We start from the raw sequence: 9136 nt of genomic DNA on the forward strand, positions 1-9136 counted from the left end.
ACATTTGAACTATGTGCAACGACCTCCGCGCCATACACTGGAGATCGTCGGTACCAATGGGACTCTACGCTGGGACAATACGGATGGCATTCTGCACTTCCAGCAACTGCCCGCGCCGTTCGGGTCCTTCTCAGATCACCCGCCTGCTCCGGTCACTCAAACCTTTGCCCCCCCCGCAGGCTTCGAGCGGAATCAGCTCTTCGTGAGTCAAACGCGTCATTTCATCGAAACCGCCCGGGGTGCGTCCGAACCGGTCTGCACGCTCGAGGATGGTATCATGGCCCTGCGGCTCGCACTGGCGGCGCACAGATCATCCATCGAAAAGCAAGTCATCCATTTTTGAGAAGTGAGGTATCAGGTGCGGACTCCAAAATTGCACGCGTGGATCGAGTTCACTTTGATGTTGGTCATTTCGGCAGCTGTATACCTGCCGTTCATAGCACAGTTCGGCTATTACAACGACGATTGGTATTCCATGTATGCCGCACGGGTAAATGGCACCGAGGTCTTCCATCAAATGTATGGCATCGACCGACCTGGGCGCGCCTATGTGATGATTCCGCTGTATGAACTGTTCCAGGGCAACCCACTGTATTACAACCTCTCAGCGTATGTGTTCCGGTTGGCGGGGGCGGTAACCTTGTTATGGGTATTGCGCCTGATCTGGGGCGAACGAAAGCGCGAAACGCTTCTGATCGCACTTTTATTCTTGATCTATCCCGGTTTTCTCTCGATGCCCAATGCCATTGACTTTCAGTCACACCTGATCGGTATCTGGCTGGCGTTCATTTCACTGGGGTTGGGTATTCATGCCTGGCGCGCTTCAAAATTCACTCAGCGTATTCTTTTGTGGCTCGCGACTGTACTCACTGGCTGGGCTTACCTGAGCCAGATGGAATATTACATCGGCTTCGAGGTGACGCGTTTGATCCTGTTCGCGGTTTTGGCCGGACGGGCTGACGTGAATTGGAGAAAAAAGATCAGTGCGACATTTATCACCTGGCTCCCGTATTCGATCATCCCGGTGTTTTACCTCGTTTGGCGCATCTTCTTTTTCCAGAACGAACGCGTCACCACAGATGCAGGACTGCAACTGGGCGCCGTATTGGACGCGCCGCTGGCCACGCTCTATACCTGGATCATCAACTTTACACAAAGTATTTTGAATGTCACTTTGTTCGCATGGGGTGTACCTCTCACGCAACTGGCGTTCCCGCTCGACACTTCGAATAACATCCGCGGTATCTTCCTGGGTGTAATTTTGGCCGGGCTTGCACTAGTGGCCCTGCGCTATCTGGATAAAGGCCGGGAACCGGTTGTTGAAACAGACATTACCTGGCGAAACGAAATGCTCTTTGCCGGTCTCGCCTGGACAGTGGCCGGGTTGATCATGGTTATTCTGGCGAATCGCGCGGTGCTGTTCCCGGTCTATTCGCGCTATGGGCTCGTGAGTGCGGCTGGGGCGATCATGGTCCTGGTGGTCGGAATTCAGATCCTGGCCGAACGCAGACTTCAGATCGTGCTGGTGGGTTTACTTTTCTTTTCAGCTACATTTACCCATTACGCGAACGGACTGCAGTATGCTGGCTGGACGAGGAGTCTGCGTGCATTCTGGTGGCAGGTGGCCTGGCGTGTCCCACAACTGGAGCGGAATGCCACTATCATTGCCAGTTACCCCAATAGTGGCATCCGGGAAGATTCGTTCGTTTGGGGTCCGGCCAACCACATTTACTATCCATATCAGGTCAAGTCTGGTAAAGTACAGGCGGGCGTCCATGCGATTCTGCTAAACCATGATGCGGTGATACGCATCCTCAACCGTGAACGGCAAGTGTATCGCCAGCACGTCATTGTCGATACCTATCGCAACTATCGCAACTTTGTCATTTTCTCCAAACCATCTTCCGCCTCCTGTGTACAAGTGATCGACGGCTTACAGCCGGAGTATTCACAGTCTGAAGAAGAGACCATTTTGGTGATCGGTTCATACTCTGAAGTCGAACACATCAAGCTGGATGAGGCGTTCAAGACTCCGCCTGAGTTCCTCTTTGGGCCCGAGCCGCCTCATGGCTGGTGCTATTATTATGCGAAAGCCACCTACGAACGTCAACGCGGAGATTGGTCGGCGGTACTGGAGATCGGTGAACAAGCCTTTTCACAAGGGCTGGCCCCTCAAGACCCGATCGAATGGCTGCCTTTCCTGCAAGCGTACGCCTACGCTGGTAACACCCAGCGGCTGACAGAACTTGCACCGCTCATCACTAACAATCCGTTCATCGCCCGGCAAGTGTGTGCTGCGCTCAAACAAATTCCTGATTTGCCAAAAGATATGGACACCCTGATTGATGGAAAATATTGCATTCCCAACTAGTCGTTAAAAGCATGGTTCAAGGTGCGCATCCATGAATTTGAAAACATCCCCAGCCCTTTTCCTGTCGATATTTATTTGCATATATTTAGTTGCTGGTATATATACTGAATTGATATTTCTTCAAAAAAAGCCGTTACCAGAAAAGTTGCTTTCAGACTATCGTTTGTATCAATCTGCACATAGCCGCGTCACAGATGGAGGAACTTTGTATGATGGTGTCTTCCTGTATCCACCTCCTTCACTCCTGCTTGTAGGTTTGTTTGGTCGCATTTCCAACACTATTTTGCAGTATGCCATCTATCTGGCAGTTAATCTGATCATGATTTCCCTTTTGGTATATGGTGTCTCCAGATTTTTTGGGCTTCAATTTGAACAAATTTGGTATTGGTACCCGCTGGCATTTGGATATGGACCTTTGCTGGAATCACTTCACTATGGCCAAATTAACGTTATTGTTGCTTTTGGTGTCTTTTTGCTTTTTTATGCATCTGAGTCGCGTCCGCTTCTATCGGGGCTGGGATTGAGCCTGGCCATTGTCATGAAGTCCAGCCCGATCGTGTTTATCTGGTACCTGGGACTGACCCGGCAGTACAAAATTCTTGGCTGGACATTCTTGTTTCTGGTTTTGTTGACTGGAGCAGCTGTAATGCGTTATGGATGGGAGCCTTTTTATCAATACCCACAAGCTGTTCTGGAGTTAACCCAAAAGCATGTAATTGACGTAAACACTTTTTCTTTGGTCGCAAAACTAGGAACATTGGATAGAACAGATCTAATGAACTGGCCCCCAGCACAACCTGTAATTGACTTTTTACAACCTGTTCAGATATTCGCTTCCGAAAACCCGGCACAAGTACAACGTGGTTTACTGGTTTACTTTATTCTAATCCTCACTATAAGCGGGCTTCTGGCGTATTGGTATAACCAGCGACTTGAGTTTTTTATCATTACGGCCTTAAGTGTTTTGCTATACCCCAACGTAATTTGGTATCATCATTTCGTATTTTTGTTATTGCCCCTATTGATCTGGATGGCTAACACACAACTGAATACCCGTGTCGTGGCATGGTGTCTATTCGGTTTGTTGGTGGCTCAATTTGACCGTTGGCATTTGACAAACGGATTATTGATCCATTTGTTCGGACATGCGACCATATGGATTATTATTGGCGGTCAAATCCGGTCGAGGTTTTCTTCGCCTGGATTGAAATCTTGAGTTGAGCCTATGAAAAATAAAACACCTGCAAGTAGTTTCCTCATTATCCTTTTCTCTGCCCTAGCTTATCTGCCTCTTATCAATCGCTTCGGTTACACTCACGATGACTGGTATCTGATGTATTCAGCAAGGGCCTATGGAGCTTCAGTTTTCCACGAGATCTTTGCAGTAGACCGCCCGCTACGTGCGCTGGTCATGATCCCTGCATACGAATTGTTCGGCGAAAACCCACTATATTACAATCTAAGTGCTTACCTTTTCAGGGTATTAAGTGCATTTGCATTATTTTTAATCTTGACCAAGCTTTGGCCCCGCCAACAGACCGTCGCAACCCTTGGTGCAGGACTATTTTTACTCTACCCTGGTTTTCTTTCACAGTTCAATGGTATCGATTATCAGTCGCAAATGCTGAGTTTAGCTGCCGGTTTAGGGTCAGTGGCTGTGAGCACGAAAGCATTGAGCTTATCCGGGCCTGGCATACGAATTAGCTTGTTCCTCACAGCGCTTGTATTAGGTGTCGTGTATCTGGGTCTGGTTGAATATTTTATCGGCTTTGAGGCACTACGGATTGCAATTTTTCTGATCTTCGCGCTACGTTTCCCAGGTAATTGGGGAACCAACGTAGCCAGAGGGTTGCGTGACTGGTTGCCGTACTCTCTTATCCCGGCTGTATTTCTGCTTTGGCGCATTTTCTTTTTCGAGAGCGACCGCGGGGCCACTGATGTCGATTTGCAATTCTCGCAATTATTTCAATACCCAATTCAGACCGTCTATCATTGGGCAATTCAAGTCGCGCAGGATGTTTTCGATGTGTTGGTGGTGGCGTGGATAAAACCAATTTCACAATTGAGGGGATACATCCAACCCTGGGGAGTGGCGCTGGCGTTTTTGACGATTTCGGCAGTGAGTGCCGGGTTGTATCGCTCCAAGGCAGGCGAGGGAACTCTGGAACCAGAGCAGCCCAACTTCACGCGTGAAGCGTTCCTGCTGGGCTTGTTAACGACTCTTGGCGGTCTACTGCCCATCGCCATGGTCAATCGTGAGGTTGCATTTCCGGCCTTCTCACGTTATGCACTGGTCAGCTCGGTGGGCGTATCCGTCCTACTGGTCACGCTGATCATGCAAGTGAACAAACGCGTACTTCAGATCGTCATGCTCTCCACGTTAACCTTGATTGCTTTATTGACGCATCATGCCAACGCGGTCAAATATGCCCGTGAGACCACCGCACTCAGAAATTTCTGGTGGCAGGTGGCGTGGCGCGTGCCGCAATTTGAAAAAGCTACAACTTTGATCGCAGTTTATCCAGCAGTGATTATTGAAGAGGATTACTTTGTCTGGGGGCCTGCCAACCTCATTTATTACCCTGAAAAACAAAATGAAAAAAATATTCAGCCGGGGCTGTTTGCGGCACTTGTAAATCAGGATACTGTTACCAAAGTGCTTGCTCGCGAACGACAGGAATATGACAACCGCAAGAACATCATCACATATGCCAATTATCGCAACATTCTCATTATGACCCAGCCGAGTGCTTCTGCCTGTGTGCACGTGATCGATGGGATACGTCCCGAAAATTCCTTACGAGACCCGGAACCTATCCGAACGATGAGCCCTTATTCTGAGATAGAACATGTGCTTGCAGATGAGACGCCTCACGCGCCGCCCGAGGTTGTTTTTGGACCCGAGCCTGCTCATGGCTGGTGCTACTTCTACCAAAAAGCCGATCTGGCACGCCAGCAAGGTGATTGGGATGCAGTACTGGCATTTGGCCAACAAGCCTTCGACCAAAATCTCTCTCCAGCTGATCCCATCGAATGGATGCCTTTCCTGTATGCCTACACCATGACCGGCGATGTGGAACGGCTTACCGAACTAGCGCCGCGGATTACGACAACTCCGGCGATTTCTCTACAGATTTGCCATAACCTGCTTGCATTGGAACCCCCTTCTGCTGAAGTGTTGGAAATACTCGATACGCTCTATTGCCCCAAATAAACTCCAAAAATCGAGGTTTCACAAGGAAGGCCCTGGATATAATTGTGCTCCGAGCCCAACAGAATGATACGTTTTCAACGTTGAAGATCAGTACGAGCAGCATGTCTATCTTGAGAATGGTTGGGAGCAGTGGTTTACCAACTCAGCACCCCACCAAGGTGCGGCATTAAACCGTAGTCCGCGCTTCTGAGTTTCGTATGCTAGCAGGTTCCAACGACTGCCTGTAAAATTACGAACAAAGAACTCCAATCGGGAGAAAAGCCGCTTGAACACTGATCAGCTCGGGAGATTTTCAAACCAAAGTACTTTTACGAAATCCTATCAGGACCAGACACAATCAGGTCTTGACAAGGGAAGATCATTTCTTAGCCCTGCTACGGCTTTCCTGTCTTTGGCATTATTGATCGGCATCCTATATTGTGTAATCATCCCGTATGGTGCAGGTTACGATGAAGAACGCCATATCGTTCGTATCTATGATATTTCCCTGGGCTACCTCCTGCCCAACCGCAATCCTCCGACTTACAAAAGCACCGTCACCCTCAAGGAGTTCGCTGAACTTTCCTATCAGCGCCGCGTTGTGCAATCGCCCGCTTTCGACATGTTCAGCCGGGAAGCATTCCTGAAGCGGTTTGGGCAGCAGGAGGAGAATTTAGTCTATGGCTACGTGGCCGGGTCCATTTATTCGCCCGTGATGTTCCTCCCGCAGGCGCTGGTTGCCAGACTCTTTTGGTCACGGTTCGATCTGCCGATCCTGCCGATTGTGATCCTGATGCGCGTGGCCGGATTATGTGTGTACATTGCCGGCTGTTGGCTGGCTATTCGCATCCTACCCATCGGTCAGTGGGTTATGGTCGTCCTGGCACTTTCCCCCATGGCACTTTTTCAGGCGGCTACGTTGAACACGGATGGTTTCACCAATGGCGCGAGCTTTTTATTTATCGCACTGGTGCTCCGCCTGTATTGGAGTGAACCCGCAGAGATTAAACCGCATCTGCTCTGGGCCGTAGCCGGGAGCGCACTTCTCCTAGGAGTGGCGAAACCCGGCGCGGTTATCCTGCTCCCACTATTGTTGATTCTTTCAAAAAAACACCTCACCCCAAGAAACAGCCTGCTCATTTTGGGAACAGGTGCCTTGCTGGCAGTTATTATCAATGCCGGCTGGATGATGCTGGCCGTGCCAAACTCCAAGTTCGCAGCCGGAGGCTCGGATAGCTTCTCGCGCCAGTTTGCATTGGTCGGGTCTAACGTTGCTGATTTCATCATTACATATGTTCAAGGGACACTTAATTCCCTGATCCCATATGCAAGAGATTGGATGGCCTCCTATGGCTATCGGGCCGGGATTGTTCCCGGACCAGTTTATTTTTTCTATTCAGGGGTATTGTTACTGGCGGTTTTGGCAGAACCCCGTTCCCTTAGGCTGTCGCTGAAGGCGCGGAGCATCATGATCGGGCTCTTCCTGCTGGCATCTTCAACACTTATGACCTTGTACTTTGTCGTTTATTACTCCCCCGGAGATGCCAGCGCGCTGGGCCGACACGGGCGTTATTTCATTCCCTTTGCGCCACTGCTATTTATCGCGCTTTCAGGGTTAATAACCACCGATCTAAAGTGGAAAAAGTCTATGGCGGTGATCGCCGGTACGGCCTTTTTGATCGTTGTTGCAGGGTATACCTTCGGAATTTACACGACGTATTATACAAATTGTGGTTATCAGGCTTATGTCGGCGAAAAGTGCGGGCTGCCCATCTTTAAAAACCTGGAAAAGGAGGGCGCTCCAATGGTTCAAGTCAACAAGGACTCACCGGTCAGTCAGACATTTACGAGCCAGTGCAATGAGTTGGAAGCTGTTCAAGTCTTCGTGAATTCGGTTCCAACGGGTGAGGCAGGAAATGTCACCTTCGCCTTGCTGGATGGGGAGCAACAAACCATCGCCAGCCAGGAACTGGAGGTATCTTCCATTCCGACCGGTGAATATCTGACGCTCCCCGTCGTTCCTGCGACAGGTGTGAAGAATACAACCTTTGAAATTCGTATCGAAAGTTCCGATCTTCCGGCAACCTCTGCAGGGCTGGGGTTGAGTTACATCCCAGGCGGATTTCATGATGGTTCATTAACCGTGGCTGGCAAGTCCATCCCTCACGATCTGATCTTTCATTACACCTGCACACGACCTTGATTTTGTAAGAGATATTTCATATACCCCTGCTCAGAGTTCGATCCTTGCCTGCCACAGCGAGAGGGTTTTAGATTGCCAGCTTCAAATATCGTTTCACTTCATTCAACGCGCCGCCCATCCTGCAATACAACCGGTTTGAAAGATCAGATCGTGCCCCACAGACTCTTCATTTTCATAGAGTTTCCCGGCCGGATATTCCGGGCGCAGGGAATAGGCGATCCTGGGTCCGCCTGCACTGAGATCATCACCTGTGATGGTCAACAAAAAGAATTTCCCATTTGAATTCCAATCCGCGGGGAAGTTCAGGGCATACCAATTCCCCAACGGCAACTCGGCATTGGGAATGTAAATATCCGCCACTGTCCGCCTGTCATTCACTGACTGTAAGAGGAAGCGGGTGGTTTCGTTCGGGTTTGAGCCGGAAGCGTTGACCCAAACCCGAAGTTCGGTCATGCCGTTGCACTCCGGCACGATTTCCTGTGATAACTTCAATTGACTTGAGATCGGGGAGGAATACATATCATCCGGTGACCAGTTCTTATAGTTCGGTTGATAGCACAAACCGGGCTGATAGTACTGGGACCCACACGGCACATGATAAGAAAGATACATCCCCACGGTATAAAAGAGCAAGCTTGCCATTCCCAGCGAAACCGGAACAACGACCGGAAGTTGGATCCGCTTCCGGCCGGGCCAACCGGCCAGAGCGAGGAAAAGAAGCGGCATCACCGTCACAAAATAGCGCCCTTGCACCCCATCCACTTGAGCGCTTCCGACCGGCGTGAAGGTTACATACAAGGACAGGATGGTGGCCAGGTAGGTCACCACAAAGACAACGATCAAGGCGGTACGCGTCCGTTTTTCGAGGCCCTGATCATTTCCTTTCTGAATCAAAGCAGCGACCAGCGCCGCTCCATACAGATAAAACGTCCAGACCGGGACCGGCCAATATCCATAACCATAAATGGCGATCCAATCCCGCATGTAATCGAGGCTTTTATTGAGCAATTCGTTTGAAAGTATCCCCAAGAGCCGGATGGGATTGTTGAGCATAAAGGCAATTTGCCCGATTGGGTCAGCCCGTTCCGCGGCTGTCGCCAATCGGGAGTACGCCAATAGATTCCATCCAAGCACTTCCACCGCAAAAAGAAACAGGGTGATAGCCAACAAGGCCGCATACCCGAACCGCATCTTGAATTGCTCAGGTCTGAGCAATAAGAATGGCAGGAGCGCCAAGGGGATGATATTTAACTTTCCCCAAAACAACATCAGAAAAAGCAACGCAAAAAGCATGACTTCCCGCCAGCGCAATTCCCACCGGTTGACCAGCGCCAGAGAGGCGGCAATGAAAAGGAAGGCGATGCCATTG

Annotated in this window: 6 protein-coding genes; 5 read left to right on the forward strand and 1 reads right to left on the reverse strand. The window is 50.0% G+C overall.

Features of this window, described 5'->3' with window-relative positions:
* From AC14M5_RS06130 to AC14M5_RS06150, 5 genes are all read left to right on the forward strand, one after another.
* Nucleotides 1-343: Gfo/Idh/MocA family oxidoreductase (locus AC14M5_RS06130; protein ID WP_484028759.1), on the forward strand; the 343-nt coding region annotated here is incomplete at its 5' end.
* Nucleotides 344-358: 15 nt separating this feature from the next.
* Nucleotides 359-2371, forward strand: coding sequence for a hypothetical protein (locus tag AC14M5_RS06135; RefSeq protein ID WP_484028760.1), 2013 nt, complete (start codon nucleotides 359-361; stop codon nucleotides 2369-2371).
* Nucleotides 2372-2402: 31 nt separating this feature from the next.
* Nucleotides 2403-3587, forward strand: a complete 1185-nt coding sequence (locus tag AC14M5_RS06140) for a glycosyltransferase family 87 protein (protein WP_484028761.1) — start codon at nucleotides 2403-2405, stop codon at nucleotides 3585-3587.
* 9 nt (nucleotides 3588-3596) lie between these two features.
* Nucleotides 3597-5585: a hypothetical protein gene (locus tag AC14M5_RS06145; RefSeq protein ID WP_484028762.1), complete on the forward strand. Its 1989-nt coding sequence runs from the start codon at nucleotides 3597-3599 to the stop codon at nucleotides 5583-5585.
* 265 nt (nucleotides 5586-5850) lie between these two features.
* Nucleotides 5851-7767: a DUF2142 domain-containing protein gene (locus AC14M5_RS06150; protein WP_484028763.1), complete on the forward strand. Its 1917-nt coding sequence runs from the start codon at nucleotides 5851-5853 to the stop codon at nucleotides 7765-7767.
* Between the two features lie 102 nt (nucleotides 7768-7869).
* On the opposite strand, the gene AC14M5_RS06155 is transcribed toward AC14M5_RS06150, so the two are convergent.
* The coding region (locus AC14M5_RS06155) for a DUF2142 domain-containing protein (RefSeq protein WP_484028764.1) at nucleotides 7870-9136 on the reverse strand (1267 nt) is incomplete at its 5' end.

It is taken from the genome of Candidatus Villigracilis sp., from assembly GCF_057083605.1.

Excerpts from the sequence above, each read along its gene's own strand:
- AC14M5_RS06145 (WP_484028762.1), top strand. The coding sequence starts at position 3,597 with ATGAAAAATAAAACACCTGCAAGTAGTTTCCTCATTATCCTTTTCTCT.
- AC14M5_RS06140 (WP_484028761.1), top strand. The coding sequence starts at position 2,403 with ATGAATTTGAAAACATCCCCAGCCCTTTTCCTGTCGATATTTATTTGC.